This window comes from Sulfurovum sp. NBC37-1, assembly GCF_000010345.1.
GTDB lineage: Bacteria > Campylobacterota > Campylobacteria > Campylobacterales > Sulfurovaceae > Sulfurovum.
The window spans coordinates 1,548,123-1,571,515 of record NC_009663.1 but is presented as its reverse complement, the minus strand read 5'-3'; the positions used below and the strand labels follow the sequence as shown (position 1 = coordinate 1,571,515).

Annotated in this window: 19 protein-coding genes and 2 pseudogenes; 7 read left to right on the top strand and 14 right to left on the bottom strand. The window is 43.9% G+C overall.

Annotation, left to right across the window (positions count from 1 at the left end; translation table 11 throughout):
* The first annotated feature begins 13 nt into the window (after positions 1 to 13).
* Positions 14 to 1,735 carry an efflux RND transporter permease subunit gene (locus SUN_RS07825; protein WP_012083264.1) on the top strand — a complete coding sequence of 574 codons (1,722 nt, stop codon included), beginning with the start codon at positions 14 to 16 and terminating at the stop codon, positions 1,733 to 1,735.
* Positions 1,732 to 3,543 (top strand): efflux RND transporter permease subunit, encoded by a 1,812-nt coding sequence (locus SUN_RS07820; RefSeq protein WP_012083263.1) that lies wholly within the window; start codon positions 1,732 to 1,734, stop codon positions 3,541 to 3,543. Before SUN_RS07825 ends, SUN_RS07820 begins: the two co-directional genes overlap by 4 nt.
* 212 nt (positions 3,544 to 3,755) lie before the next feature.
* On the opposite strand, the gene SUN_RS07815 is transcribed toward SUN_RS07820, so the two are convergent.
* The 5 genes from SUN_RS07815 to SUN_RS07795 all read right to left on the bottom strand — a co-directional run bounded on the left by SUN_RS07815 (position 3,756) and on the right by SUN_RS07795 (position 9,224).
* Complete coding sequence (locus SUN_RS07815) at positions 3,756 to 4,601, bottom strand: efflux RND transporter periplasmic adaptor subunit (protein ID WP_012083262.1); 846 nt, start codon at positions 4,599 to 4,601, stop codon at positions 3,756 to 3,758.
* A 166-nt stretch (positions 4,602 to 4,767) separates the two neighbouring features.
* Positions 4,768 to 6,021, bottom strand: a complete 1,254-nt coding sequence (locus tag SUN_RS07810; RefSeq protein ID WP_012083261.1) for an OmpP1/FadL family transporter — start codon at positions 6,019 to 6,021, stop codon at positions 4,768 to 4,770.
* A 223-nt stretch (positions 6,022 to 6,244) separates the two neighbouring features.
* Positions 6,245 to 6,838: an adenylate kinase gene (locus tag SUN_RS07805; RefSeq protein ID WP_012083260.1), complete on the bottom strand. Its 594-nt coding sequence runs from the start codon at positions 6,836 to 6,838 to the stop codon at positions 6,245 to 6,247.
* A gap of 21 nt (positions 6,839 to 6,859) precedes the next feature.
* On the bottom strand, positions 6,860 to 8,614 hold the full coding sequence (gene aspS, locus SUN_RS07800) for an aspartate--tRNA ligase (protein ID WP_012083259.1): 1,755 nt from the start codon (positions 8,612 to 8,614) through the stop codon (positions 6,860 to 6,862).
* 163 nt (positions 8,615 to 8,777) lie between these two features.
* Positions 8,778 to 9,224, bottom strand: a complete 447-nt coding sequence (locus SUN_RS07795) for a phosphoribosyltransferase (RefSeq protein ID WP_012083258.1) — start codon at positions 9,222 to 9,224, stop codon at positions 8,778 to 8,780.
* 365 nt (positions 9,225 to 9,589) lie between these two features.
* Between SUN_RS07795 and SUN_RS07790 the strand changes: the two genes are divergently transcribed.
* The 4 genes from SUN_RS07790 to SUN_RS13600 all read left to right on the top strand — a co-directional run bounded on the left by SUN_RS07790 (position 9,590) and on the right by SUN_RS13600 (position 13,345).
* Entirely contained in the window at positions 9,590 to 10,780 is a 1,191-nt protein-coding gene (locus SUN_RS07790; RefSeq protein WP_012083257.1) for a vWA domain-containing protein, read from the top strand.
* Positions 10,781 to 10,868: 88 nt separating this feature from the next.
* Entirely contained in the window at positions 10,869 to 11,972 is a 1,104-nt protein-coding gene (locus tag SUN_RS07785) for a MotA/TolQ/ExbB proton channel family protein (RefSeq protein WP_012083256.1), read from the top strand.
* A 4-nt stretch (positions 11,973 to 11,976) separates the two neighbouring features.
* Positions 11,977 to 13,194, top strand: a complete 1,218-nt coding sequence (locus tag SUN_RS07780) for an OmpA family protein (RefSeq protein WP_012083255.1) — start codon at positions 11,977 to 11,979, stop codon at positions 13,192 to 13,194.
* The gene (locus tag SUN_RS13600) at positions 13,184 to 13,345 is read left to right on the top strand and encodes a hypothetical protein (protein WP_158298187.1); all 162 of its coding nucleotides are present in this window, start codon (positions 13,184 to 13,186) and stop codon (positions 13,343 to 13,345) included. The genes SUN_RS07780 and SUN_RS13600 overlap by 11 nt, the downstream gene beginning before the upstream one ends.
* Positions 13,346 to 13,402: 57 nt before the next feature.
* On the opposite strand, the gene SUN_RS13090 is transcribed toward SUN_RS13600, so the two are convergent.
* The 5 genes from SUN_RS13090 to SUN_RS07755 form a co-directional block, all read right to left on the bottom strand.
* Entirely contained in the window at positions 13,403 to 14,596 is a 1,194-nt protein-coding gene (locus SUN_RS13090; RefSeq protein ID WP_012083254.1) for a L,D-transpeptidase family protein, read from the bottom strand.
* A 52-nt stretch (positions 14,597 to 14,648) separates the two neighbouring features.
* Complete coding sequence (locus SUN_RS07770) at positions 14,649 to 16,973, bottom strand: molybdopterin oxidoreductase family protein (RefSeq protein WP_012083253.1); 2,325 nt, start codon at positions 16,971 to 16,973, stop codon at positions 14,649 to 14,651.
* Between the two features lie 541 nt (positions 16,974 to 17,514).
* Positions 17,515 to 18,291, bottom strand: a complete 777-nt coding sequence (locus SUN_RS07765; protein WP_012083252.1) for a hypothetical protein — start codon at positions 18,289 to 18,291, stop codon at positions 17,515 to 17,517.
* A 75-nt stretch (positions 18,292 to 18,366) separates the two neighbouring features.
* On the bottom strand, positions 18,367 to 18,783 hold the full coding sequence (locus tag SUN_RS13085; RefSeq protein WP_012083251.1) for a hypothetical protein: 417 nt from the start codon (positions 18,781 to 18,783) through the stop codon (positions 18,367 to 18,369).
* Positions 18,784 to 18,897: 114 nt separating this feature from the next.
* Complete coding sequence (locus SUN_RS07755; protein ID WP_012083250.1) at positions 18,898 to 19,197, bottom strand: hypothetical protein; 300 nt, start codon at positions 19,195 to 19,197, stop codon at positions 18,898 to 18,900.
* A gap of 146 nt (positions 19,198 to 19,343) precedes the next feature.
* On the opposite strand from SUN_RS07755, the gene SUN_RS07750 reads away from it, so the two are divergent.
* The gene (locus SUN_RS07750) at positions 19,344 to 19,877 is read left to right on the top strand and encodes an REP-associated tyrosine transposase (RefSeq protein WP_012083249.1); all 534 of its coding nucleotides are present in this window, start codon (positions 19,344 to 19,346) and stop codon (positions 19,875 to 19,877) included.
* A 73-nt stretch (positions 19,878 to 19,950) separates the two neighbouring features.
* Here the strand turns inward: SUN_RS07750 and SUN_RS07745 are convergent, their stop codons facing one another.
* From SUN_RS07745 to SUN_RS07735, 4 genes and pseudogenes are all read right to left on the bottom strand, one after another.
* Positions 19,951 to 20,421, bottom strand: a complete 471-nt coding sequence (locus tag SUN_RS07745; RefSeq protein ID WP_012083248.1) for a hypothetical protein — start codon at positions 20,419 to 20,421, stop codon at positions 19,951 to 19,953.
* Positions 20,422 to 20,616: 195 nt separating this feature from the next.
* A pseudogene (locus SUN_RS13905) lies at positions 20,617 to 20,718 on the bottom strand (topoisomerase DNA-binding C4 zinc finger domain-containing protein); the annotation flags it as partial.
* Positions 20,719 to 20,952: 234 nt separating this feature from the next.
* Positions 20,953 to 21,375, bottom strand: a pseudogene (locus tag SUN_RS13900) (nuclease-related domain-containing protein); the annotation flags it as partial.
* A 286-nt stretch (positions 21,376 to 21,661) separates the two neighbouring features.
* Positions 21,662 to 23,269, bottom strand: a complete 1,608-nt coding sequence (locus SUN_RS07735; RefSeq protein WP_012083246.1) for a DmsC/YnfH family molybdoenzyme membrane anchor subunit — start codon at positions 23,267 to 23,269, stop codon at positions 21,662 to 21,664.
* Positions 23,270 to 23,393 lie beyond the last annotated feature (124 nt).

Genomic DNA, 23,393 nt, shown 5'->3' with positions numbered 1-23,393 from the left:
ATATAATGAATTTATGGAAGTTTACAAGATAAAGAATATTGCCGGACATATGTCGAAAGCGTTTTTAAGTAATCCGCTTACCCCTATACTGGCTATAGCCATTTTACTGCTTGGATTCGTCTCTTTACAGACGATGCCCAGAGAAGAAGACCCGCAGATCGAGGTGAGCGGCGGTGCGGTCATGGTCGCTTTGCCGGGTGCTTCCCCCAAAGAGGTGCTTAATGTCGTGGTTAAACCTCTGGAGCGGCGTATTCGTGAGATCAAGGGGGTGGAGCACGTCTATGGCACTGCCATGAACAATTTCGGGATCGTGAATGTGCAGTATTTCATCGGAGAGGACCGTGAATCTTCCAACCTTAAACTCTATGACAAAGTCATGCAGAACATGGACCAGCTTCCCAAAGGGACTATGCCCCCGCTGGTAAAGCCTTTCGATATCGATATCGATATCCCCATACTTACTGCAGCCTTTTATCAGCTGCCCAATGTTCAGCCCAATGTGGTTGAACTCTATCAGACTATCCGTGAACTGCAGCAGGAGATCAATGCACTTGATAATGTATCGAAGACCACACTCAAAGGAGTTAAACGCCCGCAATTCAATGTACTTATAGACCTAAGCAAGCTTTCTGCCTATCATATATCACTTGGCCAGGTCGCGCAGGCGATCAAGTCCATCTCTACCAATGCACCGATGATCGATACCATTAACAAGAAAGGCAAACTGGTCGTCTTCGGTGTGGAGAATGCCATCGATACCATCGATGACCTCAAAGAACTGATCATCGCCCAGTATATGGGATCACCGATTTATCTGAAGAATATTGCGGATGTTGAATACAATTATGATATCCAGAATTTTCAGGAATCCCTTATCACCTATCAAAAAGGGATGGACAAGGACCCCGAAGCTGTCAGAGAACACGAGGAAAAAGAGGAGAGTAGTGAAGAAAAAGAACATGCCCCGGTCAGTTTCAGAGGTTTGACAGACCAGATCACGCTGACCGTATCGAAACTGAAGGGAACCAATGCCGTCTACATCGCGAAAGAGGCGATAGAGAAGATACAGGAAGCCAAAGAGAAACTGAACAATGCCGGTGTAGGATTTATCATTACGCGGAACTATGGTGTTCGGGCGGATGAGGCGGTCAATGAACTGGTCCATCACCTGGAGATCACCATTTTTATCATTATGCTGATCCTGATTCCTTTCCTTGGGTGGAGGGAGTCGATGGTCGTTACCATTGCTGTTCCGATGATCCTCGCTGCGACGCTCTTTATCGCGCAGATAACCGATCAGACCATCAACCGTATTACACTCTTTGCATTTCTGCTTTCTCTGGGGCTTATCGTTGATGATGCCATCATTGTGATCGAAAATATCCACAGGCGTCTGCATCTGGACATAGAGAAGAAAAGTGTAGACGAGATCATCGTACAGGCGACCGACGAGATAGGTCCGTCGACCAACATTGCCACTATCGCCATTATCCTGACGATGGTGCCCATGGCATTCGTCGGAGGGATGATGGGGCAGTTTATGAAGCCCATACCGCTCAATGTCCCGGTAGGACTTGCCGTATCTCTTTTCGTCGCCTATGTCTTTGCCCCCTATATGGCGAGGAAATTCATCAACTTCAAGAAGATCAAAGCTGAGGTACATGCGCATCATAAAAAAGAGCATGGGGATGCCCTAGAAGAAGATGTAACAGGCAAAGATGAGGAAGGCAAATGAAATTTGAGCATTTCCTCTACCGTATCCTCGATAGCAGACGTAACAAATGGATCGTCATAGGCCTGGTACTTCTTGCGTTGATGGGGTCGGTCATGATGATCCCTACCAAACTTGTATTGGCAAAAATGCTGCCGGGTAAAAGTGCCAATACGCTGACGGTCTATATAGATACGGCGACCAATGCGTCCATCAAAGAAACACGGCAGGTGGCCCAGTGTGTTGTCAGTGAACTGGAAAAAGAGCCTGAAATAACCGACATGGAAGTTTTTTTGGGGCAGGGGGCACCACTTGACTATGCTGGCCTGGTTAAAGGAAGTGCATTCAAGCGTTTTCAGAACCAGGCGGAAGTGGTGGTCAACCTGACAGACAAGCACAAACGTGACGAGCCTTCGTTCATGATGGTTCACCGTTTGCGCCCTAAGATACAAAAAGTCTGCGGATCTCTGCTACCTTCAACCAGTATCCGGTTCATCGAAATGCCTTCCGGACCTCCGACGCTGGCTACGGTCGTAGTGGAGCTTTACGCAAAGAGTGATAGACAGCTGCGCAAAATGGCCGGGAAAGTCTCGCAGATACTTTCCCGGACCGAGGGACTGGTAGATGTAGATATTATGATGGATGATATTTACAAGACCTATATGCTTTCTCCCAATAAAGAAAAGATCATACGCAGTGCCCTGAGCGTAGACCAGGTCAACAAGATCATTTACCTTGCATTCAAGGGAATGCCGGTCGCTGAGAAAAATACCAAGAATCAGCAGGATCAGATACCGATCTTTCTGCGCCTGAACAAAGATTCCCGTATGATCGACGGTGAGAGCAAAAGGACGCTGAAGAACAAGCTTTCAAGCCTGCGGCTGATGAACCGGAAAGGAATGATGGTCCCGGTGACTGAAGTAGTGGATATCAAAGAGGTTGACTCCAGTCCTACGATCTTCAGGAAAGACTTGAAAAATATGGCGATCATCACGGCAGAATGCGATATGGTCTCACAGGTCTATCCTCTGCTTGATGCCCGCGACAAAATGCTTAAAGTCCTGAAGGACCAATACTATATAGAAAAAGTACCAGGTATCACCACTTATATGTTCGATCTCAAAGCAAAAGACAAACTGACAGGTGAAGAGATACTGATACGCTGGGATGGAGAGATGAAAGTTTCACTCGATACCTTCAGGGATCTGGGAGGTGCCTTTATTGCGGCATTGATACTGATGTTTCTGCTGATGGTCGTGTATTATAAATCGTTCGCACTCAGCGGGATTGTACTGGCGGGCAGTTTTCTTTCGATCATCGGAGTGATCGTCGGGCACTGGGTGACGGACAAGATCTCTCTGGCTATTACCGATACTCACTTCTTCCTGACCGCGACTTCTCTCATCGGTTTCATTTCGCTTATGGGGATCTCTGCACGCGGTTCACTGCTGCTGATCGATTTCTCCAAATCATTGATGCAGGAAGGTCATGAGAAGAAACGCGCCATTGCCATTGCCACGGCGACCAGAGCCAAACCGATCCTAATGACCGCCGTTGCGATCATACTGGGTTCCCTGCTGCTTTCAACAGACCCGATCTTCGGAGGACTGGGGATCGCGCTTATCTTTGGAAGTATTGCCGCGACACTTGTAGCACTCTTCTTCATTCCTGTATTGATGGACAATGCCAAAGCGATGGACCCTCATGCAGGCAACAAGTGCGGGGAGGGTGAAGAGTTCGATGAAGATGAACATCTCTGTGTACTGACGGACAATCTCAGAACAATCCTCTTTCCCGAAAAGCATAAAAAAGATTGTGACAAGGATAAATAGAGGTGCCCATATCTGTACATCGTTCTGAATTCGTTTCAGAATCTCTTAGAGCAGGAAGTTACTCAAGGGATCCTGAATCACGTTCAGGATGGCAATGGGGCAGTGTCTTTTTCAAAAGCCGATGCTTTAGCTTTGGGAAATGTTTCGGTGAAGCTAAAGCATCACTTCCAGGAACAAAATTTTTTTAGCTTCCATCGCAGGAAAGAGAACTTTTAGTCTGAAGAAGCAAAATTCTGTTCATACACTGTGGGGTCATACTCTATCTCTATCTTGGCATACATACCGGGATAGATCTTTTCACTGTCTTTCTTGAATTTGATGCGAATGGTAAATGTATGTGTCATAGGGTTGGCACTCGGTACGATGGACTTGATGCGTCCTCTTCCATGATATCGGATGGATGGGATAGTGAACTTGACAAAATCTCCTTTATTTATCTTGAGCAGGTCACTTTCAGAGACCTGGGCTTCTATTTCAGGATGATCGAGATCGACCAGGACCATGACGGGGAAACCGGGCATGACCATATCTCCCACATGCAGATTTTTCTGGACGATAATCCCGTTGCTTGGGGCCTTGACCTCCAGGTAATGGGAAATGATACTCACCTCTTTCGCTTTCTGTGAAGCGCTTTTGACGATCGCTTTCATGGCTTTGAGCATCGATGATGTATGTTCTGCAGTTATCGAAAGATTTTCGTTCATATCTTCAAAATTGAATGTGCTGTTCTTGTTCCTTGAAAGCAGGGCTTTGTTTCGACGTATTTCATCGAGTTTGCTTCGGTAGACATCAGTCAGGATCTCTGCCTGTTCAAGTGCGAGGTTCGCCTGTTCCTTGAGAATGTCAAACTCAGCCGAGTCCATTTTAAAGAGATCGTCCTCTCTTTTGACCCTGTCCCCGATGTTCACAAAGACTTCTTTGACATAACCCATATAGCGTGCACCGATGTATTTCTGATTATCAGAAACGATCGTACCGGTAATATTGATGGTATTGGCAAGAAGTGTCACAGTAGGAAGAGAAACAAGGAGAAAAGCGGCTAAAAAAGATTTTTTCATAATACACCTTTATTTATTAAATTGTTTTAATGAAATAAGTTATATTTATATTTTACACTAAGCCACTTAAGAATGAAAGAGAGAAGGGTAAAGTTTTAGCTGATTTGGTAAAAATGGGAAGAAAGGGAAAAGGTTTTGTACCAAACCGGAGTTTGGTACACTGTTTTTAAAATGTATAATTAAGTTGGATAGAGACAGAATTCTCTGAGTGATCAGTAGTAACAGAATCTATACCCATTCCTAATGCACTTACATCAAATGTTTCAGTATTCTCTGCAGCATATACATAAGCCAGATCCATAGAGAATTGATCATTGAAAGCATACGTTCCACCTATTGTATAGTGTTGCTCTTCTGTAGCAGGGAACCCAAGGAGGTTAAACATATTCATTGCAGGGTTAATGGTTTCTACCACAGCACTGGATGAGTAATTGTAACCTGCTCTCAGAGCCCAATTATCCTGCGCATATTCATAACCGAATGCGTAAACATTTTGATCTTCCCATTGAAAATCTTTATATCCTTTAGCATCTGACCATTGAATTTTCTTATAATCGAATGCAAAAGTATGTTGCCCCATGGAATAGGCAATACCTACACCAAACTCGGCTGGCTGCTCCAGATGATTACCGTCCGGTAGCTGTATCCCAAAAGGTTTTGTTGCAGTACTAAGCTGGTTTGTATATTCCATATCTATTTTTGATTTATAAACTGCACCAAGGACAAGTCCATTAGAAAAATCATAAGTTGCACCAAGGTTATAACCAAAACCAAAATCCTGTGCCAATCCTGCACCAATAGTAGGGTATGGAGGTGGAGCAAATGGAGATGGAAGCGTATAGCTGATATCAAGGTTACCATACATGATAATCGGTGCTATGGCAATACTCAAACCTTCTATTTTGTAGGCAAGAGGAACTGCAAACTGCATAAGTTGAAGGTTAGTTACCATATTGAAGTTTGAAAACTGTCCACTCATGATAGTCTGATTGAGACCAGGACCCTGACTGTAGTCTGTACCCATACCACCGGTTCCCCACATACCGACACCTATATAAAAGTTTTCAGTAATCTTACTGGCAAGAGAAACTTCCGGGATAAGGTTCATATCTGCATCAGATGTCATTTTTGCTTGAGGAGGGAGTGGTGCCATTGGATTTGTATTCAGCTGTGTTTTGATGTCCGGCATGAAGACTGTACCACCAAAAGAGATTTCAGTTTTTTCAACAGTTGTAATAAGTGCGGGGTTTGCCAACCCGGATTCTGCACCATGAGTTACAGCAATACCGACTCCACCCATACCTCTTGCTTTGGCACCGAGACCAATAAGTGTATCTCCATTCGTAGCATGTAGAAGAGTTGAAGTCACAAGTGACAGTGCAATACCGGTTCCAAGTAGGTTTAGGTTACTTTTTTTCATCATTTTCCTTGAAGTATTTGTTTGATTTCAAGTAGTATAGTTTAATAATAAATTAATGTCAAGTATATTTATTATTTTTATTTTAATATAAATTAAAAGAATAATACTTATTATTTGAGTCTATGAAAATAGTGGTAAAACATGTAAATGTAAAGAAAATTATTGGAAGAATGTAGGGGGAGGGAGGGTGCGTAACCACGCACCGCTCAAAGAAGAAATAAGATCAGATCTTGCTGAGTACGAATTTCTCCATTTCGTCAACCACTTCATCGAGTGTTCTTTCTCCGTTGATAATGGTAAGAAGGCCTTTATCCGTGTAGAATCTCTGGATGGCTCCTAACGGATCGGTGTAGATCTTCATTCTGTCGTTGAATACCTCTTCGCTGTCGTCGCTTCTCTCTTCGCCCGGAGCCGCTTCCGCTCTACGTCCGAGAATTCTCTCTCTGGCTACTTCTTCGCTGACTCGTACTTCGATGACAGAAACAAGATCGATATCGTCTTCTTTGCTGACAAGCTCGTCAAAGGCGGTCATCTGCTCTTCACTTCTTGGATAACCGTCAATGAGAATGGTATCGACTGGTGCATGCTTGATCGCAGAAACGATAGTGTCTATGATGATGTTCAGCGGTACCAGTGCACCTTTGGCAATGTAGCTCTCAATGGTCTTGCCAAGTTCCGAACCGCTTGCTACTTCTTCTCTGAGCATATCGCCTGTCGAGTAGTGAACGATCCTGTCAGGATGTTTTTCTGCAATGATGCTGGCATCTGTTGTTTTTCCGGAGCCGGGTGCTCCGATGATCAAAAATAGTTTTTTCATGTCTGTTCCTTTTTTGGTATATTATGCTGTAGGTGCAGCCTGTCTGACACGGATGCTGAGCTCTTTCAGCTGTTCATTGTCCACTTCGCTTGGCGCCTGTGTAAGTAGACACTGGGCTTTTTGCGTTTTAGGGAAAGCGATGACATCCCTGATGCTGCTGGCACCTGTCATGATCATGATCATCCTGTCAAGGCCAAGTGCGAAACCACCGTGCGGTGGTGCACCGAACTTGAGCGCATCAAGCAGGAAGCCGAATTTGCTCTGTGCTTCTTCTTCGCTGATACCGAGAAGTTTGAAGACCTCTTCCTGCACATCCTCTTTGTGGATACGAATGGACCCTCCGCCAAGTTCCGTACCGTTAAGGACCACATCGTAGGCGATCGATTCTATCTCTTCGATATCATTGAAATCAAGCGATTTCGGCTGTGTGAACGGGTGGTGAAGCGCTTTGACCTTTCCGTCTTCAACTTCGAACATAGGAAAATCCATAACCCAGAGGAACTCGAATGTATCTTCAGGGATAATATCCATGGTTTCTGCCAGGTAGATACGGAAACGGCCCATGTAGTCCCAGACCAGTTTTTTCTCACCGGCACCGAAGAAGACTGCATCACCAACTTCAAGGCCACATCTGTCGATGATCGCCTGGATGTCGTCTTCCGTGAAGAATTTGGTCAGTGGCCCTTTGAGTCCGTCTTCTTTCATCTGGAAATAGCCCAGCCCCTGTGCGCCGAATTTGCGTACATAATCCTCAAAGCCCTTCATCTGGCGTTTGGAGAAGATCTCGTCGCCTTTGGGTACTCTGAGTGCCTTGATACGGTTCTTTTTAGGCATTTTTGCAATGCCTGAGAATATCTCGTTGTCACATCTCTCGAAGATATCGATGACATCCACCATGGCAAGGTCATAACGCATATCCGGCTTGTCTGAACCGTACTTTTCCATGGCTTCGCTATGTGTCATACGGTTGAATTTTGTCGGTACGTCAAAACCGCATTTGATAAAGACATCGGAAATGAGTTTTTCCGCAACGGTAATGACGTCTTCCTGGTCACAGAAAGACATTTCGACGTCTATCTGGGTGAACTCCGGCTGTCTGTCGGCTCTGAGGTCTTCATCTCTGAAACATTTTGCAATCTGAAAATAACGGTCGAATCCGCCAACCATCAGAAGCTGCTTGAAAAGCTGTGGGGACTGTGGCAGAGCATAGAACTCGCCACCATGCACACGGCTTGGTACAAGGTAGTCTCTTGCCCCTTCAGGTGTCGACTTGGTGAGGATAGGAGTCTCCACTTCAAGGAAGCCGAGTTCATCGAGGGCATTTCTGGTTGCTATGGTCGCTTTGGAACGAAGTTTGAAAGTATCGTATGCTTTTTGTGTTCTAAGCTCGAGGTAGCGATATTTGAGTTTGATCTCTTCGTTCACTTTCTCGTCATTGAGTTCGAAAGGCATCGGTTTGGAACGGTTCTCAATGGTCAGGGAGTCCACCACCATTTCGACCTTACCTGTCTTGAGGTTCGGGTTCTCGAGGCCTTCGCCTCTGGCACGGACCTTGCCCGTAGCGATCAAAACGAACTGGTCCCTGACTTCTTCAGCGATCTTGTGTGCATCGGCATTATCTGCCGGGTCGCAGACAAGCTGAAAAACTTCGTCTTTGTCTCTGAGGTCGATAAAAATAACCCCGCCATGGTCTCTACGGCTGGCAACCCAACCGGCTACGGTGACAGTTTCACCGATATGTTGTTCATTTACGTCAGCACAATAATGTGTTCTCATCAAAAATCCTATGTAGTTATAATGCCGCGATTATAGCTAAAAGTAGTTTAGGGTTTCGTGCAATATGCCTGGAGGTGAAGACTTCAGTCTCACAAATGCTGATTGCAGATTCTGTCTGTTTGTTCCTGCAAACTGGAAGGGAAACGGAAGTACACACATTCGCTTAGTCCGACAGATAGTCCTTTTCCCAAAAAAATTCGATCCATTCATCTGTCTTATACAGTACGTAATCGGGCTGAATTACAGCAGTTTTTTTATAGTAAATCGAAGCAATCCTGAATTCGATATGAGGAAACTTGTTTTTTAAATGGTTTAAAACTTCTTTCATGGTCTCCCCACTGTCAACAATGTCGTCCATCAGTAACACTTTTTTTGCTTTATCCAGTTCAGGGATATTGAAAACTTTGCACTGTTTGCCTTTTTGATCACCTTCATAGAGAATGGAGTTGATACTCATGAGCTGTCGATTGTCCGTAGCGGAAGCATAAGCATGCCCCAGTGTCCATCCGCCTCGTGCAATAGCGATGATGGTATCGGGGTTGTACTCTGCTGTAAGCCTTACCAGTTTTTTGACATCTTCCACAAACTGTTCATAACCGTAATAGACCATACTTGACTCCCCATATTGTATTGTAGTGTGAGATCCGGACTTATAAATGGTGTCGTCAGGGGACGGCACCCTACGCGCGTGGTTAAGAATTAAGATCATTTTTATGCCTACCACGTAGGGTGCTGTGCCCTCACAGCACCATAAACCCGGATTATGCATTAGAGATTACAGAACGCTACGCAAACCATTGCACCGTGGGCACTTACGGAGAAACCATCAATGCACCTGCGGGTGCACCTCAAATTTTCCGCAAATACCCACAGCACAAGCGTTTGGCAGACTTCAAGTAATTCTAATGCATAATCCGGGATAAAGTCAACAACAGTGTAACATGATATGCAATAAACTTTGATATAATCGCCTCTATGGACCACAAAGAGAAACTCGAAAAAGCCAAAGTAAAACTGATGCTGGAACATCCCTATATCGGATCTGTGGCTACGGCATTGAAGATTGAAGATACACAGGAAGTGCTTACCTTTACCAGTGACGGGAAACAGTTGCGTTACAATCATGAGTACTTTGAAAAAACGTCGCTTGAAGAGATAGAATTCGCCCTGGCGAATGGTGCGATGCATGTTGTCCTGAAACACAGTGAACGGGTGAATGAACGTGTCGGACGTGTTTGGCAGGCGGCGATCGACCTGGTGGTCAATTCCATGCTGGTAAAGAATGGTTTTGAATTGCCACCCTATGTCTATTATGATGAACGTTTTGAGGGGATGTATGCCGAAGAGATCTACGATGTTCTCAAAGACGAGATGATCACCAACGATACACGTGACGAAGCCGAAGCGACGGCAGAAGATGAACTGTCCGAAGACGCCAAAGAACAACAGGGAAAAGGTGAGAACAGTGGAAATGACCGTACCCCTGATACTACTCCCCAACAGGCATCCCTGCAAGAGAGTGAAGCGGCAGAGATGGAGATGGATGAAGCGGAACTGCAGGAGCTGTTCGAACAGATATTCCAAAAGCACAAACGGCAGGGAAATTTACCCAAAGACCTGAAGTTCGTGGTACCGGAGTATTTCTTCCACAAGGTCGACTGGCGTGAAATGCTTTACCGGTACATCGCTTCCTATGCCAAAAGCAGTTACTCGTTCGTACCACCAAATATGAAATACCTCTATCGCGGTATCTATTTGCCAAGTCTGAGTTCGGACCTTCTGCGCATCATCATTGCTGTGGATACATCCGGTTCCGTCGATGAGGTACTATTGGGAACCTTTCTGGGGGAAGTGAACTCCGTGATGCAGAGCTACCCAAACTATGAGATAGACCTGATCACGGCAGATGCAAAGATCCAGTCACACAGGGTTTTCCTGCCCGGAGAATCCCTGGAGTACAAGGTCAGCGGAGGAGGAGGGACCGATTTTCGTCCGGTGTTCGAGTATATTGACAACTACATCGATTACCCGACTTTGCTGCTTTATTTTACGGACGGTATGGGAACCTTCCCCCAGACTGCACCGGGGTATGATGTTCTGTGGGTGATGCCAGAAGAGAGAGAAGTGCCTTTTGGCGAGGTTCTTGCTTTGACAGGTGATAATTAACATTCCATTTAAAGAGTTTTGATATACTATTATTCATAATGGGCATCTAGGGTTATTAGAGGTGCCCTAATCTATTACAGGATATTTTATGCAACTTGACAATTCTAACAATAGCTCCTGCTTTGCAAATGCTTTTGTGATCATTCTTCTGCCGCTGCTTTTTTTGCTAGGGCTTGTTCTTGGCTATATAGGGATCATCCCGTTTAAGGTTGAGATACATACGCTGATCATCATCTCATTCATTTTTGTGGTCTTTGTCGCATTTGTACGTCACAATGCCAACTATGCCGCCTGTCATATGAGAGGTTCCTTCAGACGAATGGAAGATCAGTTGCAGCATGAGCTCAGGGCCAATGCGCTGACCATTATGGGAAAGACCAAATCGACGCTGCATGTCAAGGATTTTATGACGGAGTATTATAAAGATATCCGTAACGACAATTTTGCGCGTGTCGCTCCCTCTGTTTTCCCGATGCTGGGTATTTTGGGTACCTTCATCGCCATTGCCATTTCCATGCCTGACTTTACGGTAAAAGACCTTGAGTCTCTCGACCAGGAGATCTCGATACTGCTTTCGGGTATCGGTACGGCATTCTACGCTTCCATCTACGGGATTGCGCTTTCTCTGATCTGGACCTATTTCGAGAAACGGGGAAACAGCAAGGTTGACAAGAACCTGCATGATCTTGAAAAACTCTACGATACCCGTGTCTGGAAAAAAGCGGAACTCATCAAGCATGAACATATGCAGAGCGAACTCAAAGACCAGGAGATCGTCAAAACGCTCAAAGAGACCTTCAATATGGATTTCATCCGCGAGCTGAACGAACAGTACCTGAAGAATTTCACAACCATTATGAACGAAACTTCTCAGAGTTTCAATGAGCTGACTCAGCAGATGCACAATGCTTCCGTAGAGCTGAGAACGACGCTTGACAAGGTACAGGACAGAAGGGAGAGTGTCAATGCTGTCTCTACGATTAAAGAGAACATTGAAGGCTTTAACGAAAATGCCAGAAACCTTCAACGCACAATGGAGCGTTTTGACGGTACTGTGGACCATACTTTTGACAAGATAGACGCTGAAGTAGGGCAGATCGTTGATCAGCTTGGCTCTTTTGCCAAACTTCTTTCTGAACAGAATCAGCTGATACTGAAGAATCTCGATACGATCAACGAGGGTAAGAAGTAAGCGGATGTTTAGAAAAAAATCCACAGACGAAGGCAGCAACTTCTGGATCTCCTATGCCGACCTGATGGCTGGCCTGCTCTTTGTCTTCATCCTGCTTATCGGTGCCATCGTCTCCAAATCCATTATTCTCAAAAGTGATCTGCACGAAAAAGAGGACCGTCTTGCCTTGATCTCCGCCAATCTGGAGAGCAAAGAGGAAAAGCTTGATGATACGCAGAAACGACTTAAAGAGAACATGATACTTCTAATGAACAAGAAAAAAAGGCTTGATGTAACAGAAAAAAATCTTCAAGAGAGTAAAATGCTCTTAAAACAGAAAGATGAGAATATCAAGCAGGATAAAGAGCAGATCAAAGAGCATCTGCATACACTCAAACTCAGAGAAGATGAGATCAAAAAGCTCAACCGTATGCTGCTGGCTGCCAATACACAACAGGACCTGCTCAGCAAAAAGATCGTTCTGGTACAAAATCTGCTCAAAGAGAACAACAGTACACTCAACAAGACCAAAATGAGCCTGGAAGAGCGCAACAAAATACTTGAGCAGTACAAAGGGCAGATCGTTGTGCTCTCGGATCAGCTCAGTGATGTGAACGAGACTGTGCAGGAGAAGGACAAGAAACTGCTGGAACTGCTCAATGCGCTCGATGAAAAAGAGACGAAGTATGACACACTGGTAGAGAACCTTCAGAAACAGAAAGCCAAGATCAAATCGCTTACAGGTATCAAGCTCAAAGTGATTGCGGCACTGAAAGAAGCTTTGGGAGACAAAATAGATATCGACAAAAAGAGCGGTTCGCTCAGGCTCTCGTCGAATATTCTCTTCGACAAGGGGAGCGCTGTGCTCAAAGATGAGGCCAAGGCTCAGCTGAAAAAAGCATTCGAAGAATATATCGGCACACTGGTGACAAACCCGAAGATTAAACCGCATCTTGACAAGATCATCATCGAAGGGCATACCGACAGTGACGGTGGCTACCTGTACAACCTGGACCTGTCGCAAAGGCGGGCCTTTGCTGTCATGCACTACCTCTTGACACTTGACTTTGCCAAAAAATACAACCTTCAGCCGTTGATGATCGCTTCGGGACGCTCCTATCTCGACGCTATCAAGGTCAACGGCGTGGAAGACAAGGATGCTTCCAGACGTATCGAGATCAAGTTCAGGCTCAAGAACGAAGATGCCATGCATGAGATAGAGAAGGTGCTGGATGCGAAGTGATTTCAGGCCTGTACAGACAGTAGAGGCAAAAAAGAGGCTGTCAAGCTATTTGAATGAGGCAGAGAGAAAGTTGACAACGGAGAAAGAATATTACAGAGAGATGCGGAAACGCCGCTCTGTATGGCAGAAGTTACTTGGATTGTTCCGGTAAGAGGAGTTTCTGGAAATACAACTTTATAACTGCGGTCCATCAAAGGTGGGAGTAAACTCACCACTTCCGGGAAGTGTGGGGAAAGAGTTTTCTTTCGTAACCGTAGATATCAGGCCTGAACTGCACGATGCCGTTGTCATCCACCCAGACAGTATGGTACTCGACATAGACGGGAATGGTATGCTTGAGCGTAATCCATCTGGTCTTACCCGGTCTGTAGGTATAGCCAAGTTTATTCAATAGGGCAAAAGGCTTTTCAAGTCTGATGCAGCCATGGGAATATGCCCTTCTGTATCGTTTGAAGAGATACTTTGAGGGAGTATCGTGCATATAGACATTAAATCTGTTGGGGAAAAGGAATTTGACCAGTCCCAGCGAATTTCGCCTTCCGGGTCTCTGATAGAGTTTTCCGTCACTGTTGTAGAACAGGCCCTTTTTTCTTAAGTAGCTTTCCGACTTGTTGGCATACTCTTTGGCGTAAATGGACGGTGGTACGTTCCATCTCGGATTTTCCACGATGTACTGCATGTTCCTGTGGAAAACCGGGGTTCTCATCTTTGGCTTTCCCACCACGACCTTCATGTTCAGTGCAGGCCAGCCGTTCTCGTAGTAGTGCATAGCGAATTCGGGTATGTTGACCAACACATAGGTAGCGGGCTTTTCGTGAACGATACTTTTAAGCACTAGGTTCTTTTTGACCTTCCTGATGATGGAAGAGATAGGCTGCTTCATGCTTCGCCTGGTCTGTGGGCCGATCTTCCCGTCCACTTCCAGACCATGTCTTCTTTGGTACTCTTTGACCGCTTCAATAAAGGAATCCGTTATATACGGGTCATCCGGAAGATCTGCTATCCCAAGAAGCCTGAAGATTGCTTTGATTCGCATAATATCTTCAACTTCATTTCCTCTGAACAGGGGTGGTGTGTAAACATCCCGAATGGAATAGAGGTAGTCAATATAGCGTCTAAGCTCTATGTAGCGTCTGCTCTGTGGCAGTAACTGCATGGTATATTCGAAGAGGTCGCCGTACTGTTCCGCTTCCTGGATCGCCTTGCTGCTGATCTTTTTTCTCGGAAAGCGTTCACCTCTGAATCTTGAGTAGTCAAGATTGCCGTTGACAAGACATTGTACTATCTGGTAGTTTGTTTTTCCATGACACAAACTGTACCTATGCTGATAACGCAGCAGGTTCGGATCGGGGTTCAACGCGAACAGCAGTGTTGAAAAGAGAAGCGGAATAATGAATTTCATGAAAAATAATATCCTTTTTTTGATTAGGAAACACCACAGAAGATATCGAATCCTATTTATCGGTATTGCCCATCATTGGAGATTTCTCTTCCTGCATATGTTTATCTTTTGAGATATTGATGCCTTCAAGGTAGCCTGATATTTCTCTTTCTTCGTATGCCATGCCTTCCGGAACTGCCTGTGAGTGAAGTTGCACTGCACACTGTTTATAGTTGGGTTCAAAAGATTTGGGATCAAACTCCGGTATGGTAATGTTGTTGATAAGTTGTTCATTGAAATGGAAAGGTACGAAAATGTTGCCTTCTCTTACCGTACCGCTTACTTTTACAATAACGTCATTCACTTTACCGCGTGTTCCGGAGAGTGAGATCCTGTCACCGCTTTTTACTTTAAGACGGGCGGCATCTTTGGGGTTCATGTCGACCCAGGCTTCAGGAGCCAGGTTGTCAAGTATACCGATAGTTCCGGTTTTTGTTCTTGTGTGGAACTGCTCTACAGTTCTTCCGGTATTGAGAATAAAAGGAAGACCTTTGCACTGTATTTCACTCAGCGGTACCCAGTCCACAGGAAGGAGGTTCGCCGTACCGTCAGGTGTGGGGCAGGGCATCTCTTCGGAGTAGAGGCGTTTGGTGCCTTTGGGGGCTTTGTCGTTGCACGGCCACTGTATGCCGCCGAGTTCTTCGATGAGCTCATAGCTCATACCGCTGTAATCACACAGCTGTCCTTTACTGACTCTTTTGATCTCTTCAAAGACATCTCTGGGACTGTGAAGGTCTTTGAAAAGCAGCTCGTATTTACCTTCGAAGTATTTGGAGAATTCTCTGACAATATCTAGATCGCTTTTGGTCTCACCCAGAGGTTCTATCGCTTTCTTTGCATAGTTGCATCTGCGCTCGGAGTTGGTATAGCATCCCTCTTTTTCACTCCATGTCGCTGCGGCAAAGACCACATCGGCGATCTGGGCTGTGTCGGACATAAAGGCATCCTGTACGACAAGCAGGTCAAGCTTTTTAAGTGCTTCTCTCAGTCCATTCTGATCCGGGTAAGAGACCAGCGGGTTGGTTGCAACGACCCAGAGGGCTTTGATCTCCCCACGGTTGATCGCATCGATGATCTGCGGGTAGGCATATCCTCTTTTGTCAGGCACAAGATCCACAGGCACATTGACAATGTCTGCAAAAGCCTGTCTGTCTGCATCACTTGCATAGTTTCTGTAGCCCGGGATGGATGAGGTGAAACCAAACTCACGTGTACCCATAGCGTTGCACTGTCCGGTGATGGACATAGGGGCACCTCCCTCCTTGCCCAGATTCCCGGTGATGAGCGCCAGGTTGCAGATGGCCGAAACCGTATCGGTCCCGATACTGCTCTGGTTCACGCCCATTGTCCAGGCACTCATCGCTCTCTCCGCCGTGGCATAGATCTTGGCCAGGTTGTAGAGCTCTTTGACATCGATACCCGTGATATGGGCTACTTCCTGAGGCGGATAATTGTTCATGATGTGTTTTTTGAATGCTTTGTATCCGTTGGTCCGTTCTTTGATGAACTTTTCGTCTTCCCAGCCCTGTTCCATGATGATGTAGCAGAGCCCGTTCAGTAGAGCCAGGTCGGAACGCGGTGCAAGCGGTACGAAGATGTCTGCCATCTGTGAGGTCTTGGATTTTCTCGGATCAACAACGATGATGGTTGGTTTTTTGCCTGTCTCTTTTTTGTTCTTTGCAATATGCAGTTTCAAAATGGGGTGATTATCGGCGATATTCGCCCCTATGAGCAGAATGACATCCGCTTTGGAAAAATCCTCATAGCATCCGATAGGTCCGTCAGAGCCGAAAGTCTGCTTGTATCCCATTACGGCAGATGCCATGCAAAGTGTGGTGTTCCCGTCATAGTTATTGGTCTCAAGCCCCAACTGGGTAAATTTTCCCAGCGCATAGAACTCTTCGGTAAGCAGCTGTCCTGTTGAAATGACGGCAACAGCACCTTTCCTGTGTTCAGACTGAATGCGCTTGAATGTTTCAGAAGTCTTACTAAAAGCCTCTTTCCATGAAACAGATTGCAGTTGCCCCTCTTTGCGAATGAGCGGTGTAGCAATACGGTTGTCGGCACGTACCATTTTGTGTTCGCTCAAGCCTTTGGGGCAAAGTGTTCCCATATTGACCGGATGAAGAGGATTGCCTTTGGAGTAGACCGCTTCTCCGTTCTTGACACCGATGTACATTCCGCAGCCCACACCGCAGTACCCACAGGTAGAACGTACCCATTTGTCCGGAGCTTTGGCTTTGGCCACTTTTCCGAAGATGGGGTCATCGACGAGGGCGTATTTGTCTTCTTTGATGTCGAAGCCTAGAAAGTTTTTTGCTTTGTCTATGAGACTCATGGGGTTCCTCGTTGTTTTGTATAGAGGGCACTTCTAAAAACCCTAGATACTCATAACATCTCTAGCTTTTGTCTAGGCTAGGCACTCTTTTGAAGGCCTAGCCCTAGCTAAGTCGAAAAAGAGTAACAACGCATAGGCGAAAGCTAGTGATGCCCACAGGGTGGGCTTTGCAAACGCGATCTTTCACAAGATGCTTACTTCATCTTAGCTTTGGCTAGGACTTGAAAGCCTCTTGCAAAATCTCACATTTGCAAAACCCATTATAAGTATTTAGGGTTATTAGAGGTGCCCTAGAATTATTATAGTCAAATTTTGGGTGAAAATGGGGGATTAGGTGATTATTTTATAGGCAGATCATGCCAGTGTGTACTCTGGACTGAGCATTTTTAAAACGGTTTGATTTATCTTGTTTCTCGCTTCCATGCTGAGCGTGGGAGTGTGTATGTTCCCATTTGTGGTATAGGGGGATATGTGTTCCCACTTACAAAGTACAAACGAGAGGAAATCGGCTGTGGTAACATATATTTGTTGCTACGTTTTGTTAGGAGATTTTAGTTTTCATATCTTCCATTTCTGAATACAACCATTTATATTTTTCTTTTACCCTCTGGTTATCAACTGCATCAATCTGTTTTGAAATAATATCTTTAGATATAAAAAAGTCTTTTTTTAATTGTTTTTTGTTGAATACTGTACTATGATAAATTAAGTAATAGTAAGCAGTTGCTAAACTCATATATAGTTTATTTTCTTTTTCTTGAAAAAGAGAAAGCATAAATTCATGCATTTGTGTTCTTAAAATACCTTTAGCAACATTGTTACTCAGCAGAATCATAGGGTAAGTAGCTTCTTTAGATTCAAGTTCATATGCTTCAACTAAAGCGGGTCCAAATAGAGGTCCTGATTCTATATGACATATTTGTCCCATAGCAATACCTCCTCTTAATAACAAATTAAAATTTGTATGTAATGCAATCATCAATTTTGCAACAGCTTCAAATATAGTAAAACAGGCTATTTCATTTTCAACAGGAACTGAAAAAACCAAACAGTCAGAGAATTGAGTAGCTTTAATATCAAATTTCTTTACAAGGGTGTCAGAATAAATTTTCATAATTTCTAAAACTTTATCTTTTTCTTCTTCAGGAATTTTTTCATGATTAATATTGCCACAAGCATTGAGCTTTAAATTTTCTGATGTTACAGAAGTTAAAGCTTCAAATAATGACTCTACCAATTTTGGATTTGTTGTTGATTCTTCAATTATATCTTTAAATCCGAGAATATCAATAAAAAATGTTAATCTTTCGCTATACAATTTATGTTGTCTCCTAACGGTCATCGTGAGCAATAGTTTTCCCGCTAGGGTAAACTATTGGTCTCCTCGTATTTGTTAACTGCTTTTTATGTATTCTTCTGCATATGAAGTAGCTCCCACTTCTCGATACCCAGTGTCTATAGATGAATTACATATTGGACAAACCATAATTACCCATCGATCTTTTTTTGCAGGGTTTAAAATAGCTTTTTTTGAATTATTAAAACAGTTTGAACATAATAAATGTGGTTCTTCTCCATTGGAATCTGATTGTTTTAAAGCATATGCTTGTGCAGGGCCACCCCAAGGACTCACAAGCGTATATCTATTTTTTTCGATACTCCAATCTGCATTTTTCTGAAGTTTTTCTTCAAGCTCTCTAACTTTAGATTTTAATTCTTGATTCTCTTCTTGAAGCTCTAACGCACCCTCTCTGAGACTCATAATTTGTTCTTGTGCTTCTAAAGTAGAGCCTTTTTTTAATAACTCCATTATCTCTTTATATTTTGGTAGTATGGGATATCCTTTTTTGTCAGTTAACGGTCGAAGATAGCCAATAAATTGCCGCTAGGTAATTTATTGGCTACTCTGTTTTGTTATAAATCTTTACTCGAACTGTGTAAATAACTCATTTGAAACTGCTTCAAGCAGCTTAGTTTTCTGAAAGACTGGTTCTTTTAACTCAGGTTGTAAATATTCTACTTCCATCGTTTCTTCATCTATAACTACATAGTTATCTTTATCTTGTCTTTGCTCGTGCAAATTTTTTGCCTTAGCAAAGGCTTCTTCTCTTGACATTTTTTCATTAACAACATAATGTGCTGCTTCATCAACAATATTTTGATAATTTTGTTCTTCTATTTCTTGCTCTTGTAACTCTACCATTAAATTTGAACCAATTCCCATCTTTTTTCCTTTTTTCTCGTTCCCACGCTCAGCGTGGAAATGTATACTTCACTAAAAATATGACAAAGTGTCATATTTTCAACTCAATCACTACAATTTCTATATCATATCAAAAATAGATAAAGCAGTCTCTGAAGGAAACAAACATGGGAAGAGGTCGATATAAAATCTATGAACCGACACATCCTCACTTTATGACCTGTACGGTACTACACTGGATACCACTTTTTACCCGCAAAGAGAGTGTTGAGATTTTACTTGAGAGTTTCCGTTATCTGCAAGAACACGATCAACTCAACATCTATGCCTATGTCATACTGGAAAATCATCTTCACCTGGTTGCACAGAGTGATGATATCGCTCAGAGCATGACAAAATTCAAGCGGTACACAGCAAGAGGAGTGCTAAAGTTACTTCAAAAAAACAATGTGATAACCATTCTTGATCAGCTGGCATTTTATAAGAAAGCACACAAGTCTGATAGAGAGTACCAGGTATGGCAGGAGGGACTGCAGCCAAAACTTATCCAATCAGATGCAATGATGAAAGTCAAGATCAACTACATTCACCAAAATCCTGTAAAACGGGGCTATGTGGATGAGCCATCCCATTGGCGGTATTCGAGTGCGAGGGATTATGAAGGGCAGAGTGGACTTTTGGAGATTGAGCGCTTTTGGTAGATTTTAGAGGTGTATGCATTCCCACGCTCAGCGTGGGAACGAGGAAAAAACATAAAATATATTACTCCTTCATCTAACGACTGTCGTGAGCAATAGTTTTCCCGTACTTGTTAGAAGCTTTATACTTTTTGGACGCTATAGAAGATGCTTTCAATAGAGCAAGGGACACTATAATTACCCCTCCTAAATCTCCACTGTATGTGGACATTATAAATGTACTTACTGGAAAACTAATCCACATAATTAGGAATGATTCTAGCCCCATTTCAAAAAATGTTCCTCCCTTAAATTGCATTGATATCGCAATTGCAACTGGACCAGTTGCCCAAATTCCTAGCAACATAAAAAGTGGATATACTTTTGGATAATGATAAAAGAACTCTGACTTATATTGTTTGTACCAAGTTGTTATTACAATTACTGGAACAACAAGTGTTAGTAAGATAATCCATAAAGGATTCTCAGGCAGAATTAACTGCATAGCAATATCTGGAAGCCAATATGAAGCTGCTCCAATTAAAAATGATTTAATATACACATTCAATTCAAGTTCCTTTTGTCTTCTAACGGCCGCGTTGATCGCCATTCAGTATGATATCAGAATAAACCGAAGGGTATTCTGGTAGCAGACTTGATGTGTGTATCCTTGCATTTGATGGACGTAGCGAAACGGAGACCAACAAATGGTAAGGGATTGCGTTCAGTGATCTCCAATGATTTGTTAGACAAGTTGTGCAGTATATCTACATTTTGGATAATTACTGCAACCATAAAATTGATTTCCTGCATTCGTTCCTTTTTTTGCAGTACGTAAAATCAATTCACTACCACATTTTGGACATACGTTTTTTTGTTCTTTTTCTTCGATAATGCTTTTGACATGTTTTACATGTTCACGATTTGTTTTGAAAGATCGAGAAAGACGACCCGATTCAATTGCAGCAATAATTTCTTCAACTTCTTTTTTTGAAATTATTTTGCGTGTTTTTGATTTAACATAGTCAATATAGCTAATACCATGTTTTACATTTTCTGGCATTTTGGTTTTAAATGTACTGTCTCCGGTAAAGACAATGATAGAAAATATTTTCTCAGGCTCTATATTGAGTGCATTTTGAATGGTTTTGATATGTTTATAGTTTTGGTGAAGTGGATTTTGAAATTTATTGGTATGTTTGTAGATTTTTTGTGTCCAAAATCTTTGCTTTTCATCACCAAATATCCATCCTTTCAGATTTTTTGTTTCGACAACAAAGATACCATACTCAGATATAATGATATGATCAATCTGGGTAGTACCATCTTCAGTTGGAAGCGTTACATTTTTTATGAGATGATATTGGTTTTTGTCAAGCTTTAATTTTGCAGCGACATTTACAAGAAATTCACCGATGATGCCTTTCCCTATTGGTGTTCTGAAAAATGCCACTATAATTACGATAGGTAGTAAATACCATAATTGCAAGAGTGGTGATAAAATTGCTGATATGTCGATCATTTAAAAATCCTTTGGTGTCTAACAGCCGCCGTAAGGGATCGCCTTCAGTGATCCGCGCAGCCGATGTGATGTTGTAGCGAAGCGGAAACGTCGCATCTATTTATTCAACAAATGGTATAGCACAAACAGTTAAGATATTGAACAAATAACATACACTAAAAATGACTGTTAAAAATCAAAAGTATGACAAAGTGCCACATTTTCAATTCAATCATTATCATTTCAATATCATATCAAAAACAAATAAAGTAGTCTTGTCTGGCTCCTGCGCTGAATGCTTCAACGCCTAATGGCGTTGATTCCCCGCAAAGAAGTTCCCTGCCAGTCCCAACGGCACTATGGTACGGTAGAAAAGGTAGCGTCCTGCAAGTTCACTCAGCAATGCACCTATGGTCGCTATAGCCAATGTTGCGATCGCCAAGCTGACCAATCCGCTGGCTGTGAACGTAATAGCAAGCAGTGGCAGTGCCAGGGCAAAGACAGCAAGTGAGTAGATTCTGAATTTCTTTACCTTGCCAAAATGTTCCTGAAGGAGGGTTCTGGTTCTATTGTACTGGTAGTAAAGTTCATCTCCCTTGTCCAAATGTCGGTAAAACATAACTTCTTCGAGAATGACCAGTGCCTGCCCCATTCCGGCAAGCAGCGTAATGGCAAGCAGTACCATGGCCCCCTGTGCACCGTTGGAGATGAGCAGTACCATCGCAATGAGGAGAAAGCCGACATAGCCGGAACCAAAGAACCTTTTGGTAGTGGACTTCCTGTTCCAGCTCGGGCGTGCTTTGATACGGTAGATCATCGACTGTGCATAAATACCGAAAAGGCCTATGGCTAAAGTAATCGCTTCAACGAGAAGCAGCAGGAAGCCTTTGATCTCCAAAAAGTACAATCCCGCTACCATGGTTGCCAGGCCGGTATAGGCTCCCAGGGCAATAGCTTCGCGTGAAAGCCAGGAAGTCTTCCAGTTCTTCATGGCGGACATCGCTTTGGCAGGACGTCCCAGGTGCAGGGCAGAAAGGGGCAGGCCGATGGCTGCCGGTAAAAATACCAGGATCGCCATTGCCAGATTGGGCTTTGGCAGATTGAATCCCAAGGTAAAGAGCATCTGTCCCAAAAAAAGCGCCAAAAAAGCACCTACCGAAACCTGTGTGAGTACCGTCATGAAAACAAGCGGCAGTTCAGGATGTGCCGGGTGCAGGAGATGTTCGTCTGCCGGGCGTATCTCTTCGCCCTCGGGGATTTCAGGCAGTGTGTATCGTGTGGTAGGTTTGGTAATATCTATGTTCGGCAGGTGGGGAGCCACTCCTTCTTTGGCCATATCTTCAGCAACCCACTGTTCCACATTCACTGCTTCTATTTCGATGGCACCGCCCGGGCAGGCCTGCACACAGGCAGGGGTCTGACCGGCTTCGAGTTTGTCCACGCACATATGGCATTTGGTTACGATACCCCGGTCAGGGTTGAAGACAGGTACTTCGTACGGGCAGTTCCAGGTACAGTACTGACAGCCGATGCACGAAGGGTCATCGTGCCAGACGATCCCGTTATCGAGTTTGATGTAGCTCTCTGTCGGACAGCCGCGCAGACATTCAGGATCGATGCAGTGGTTACAGCTCATGGAGTTGAAAAGCTGCAGGGTATCGGGGAATGCCCCCATCTCCATTTCTCCAACACGTCTCCACTTGATCTCATCAGGATTGGCATTTTGTTCGTTGCAGGCCACTTCACAGCAGTGACAACCTACACAGGCAGTGGCATCGAAGTGAAAGCGGTACTGTTCTCCGGGTTTGAGGTCAGGAATGTCAATGGAGTAATTTCCGCACTGCATACCGGTCTCGTTCTTGTGGTTGATGAAGCTTTCCAATGGTGTGTGTTTTGTTAAGGGTTCTGCTGCCATTATATTTCTCTTGCTGTTTTTTTCGTAGGGTGTTGTCCCCTGACAACACCTTTTGTGTAGGTGCAGAGTATTGGTGTTGTGAGGGTACAACACCCTACAGCCTGTATAGAGTTAAATACATACA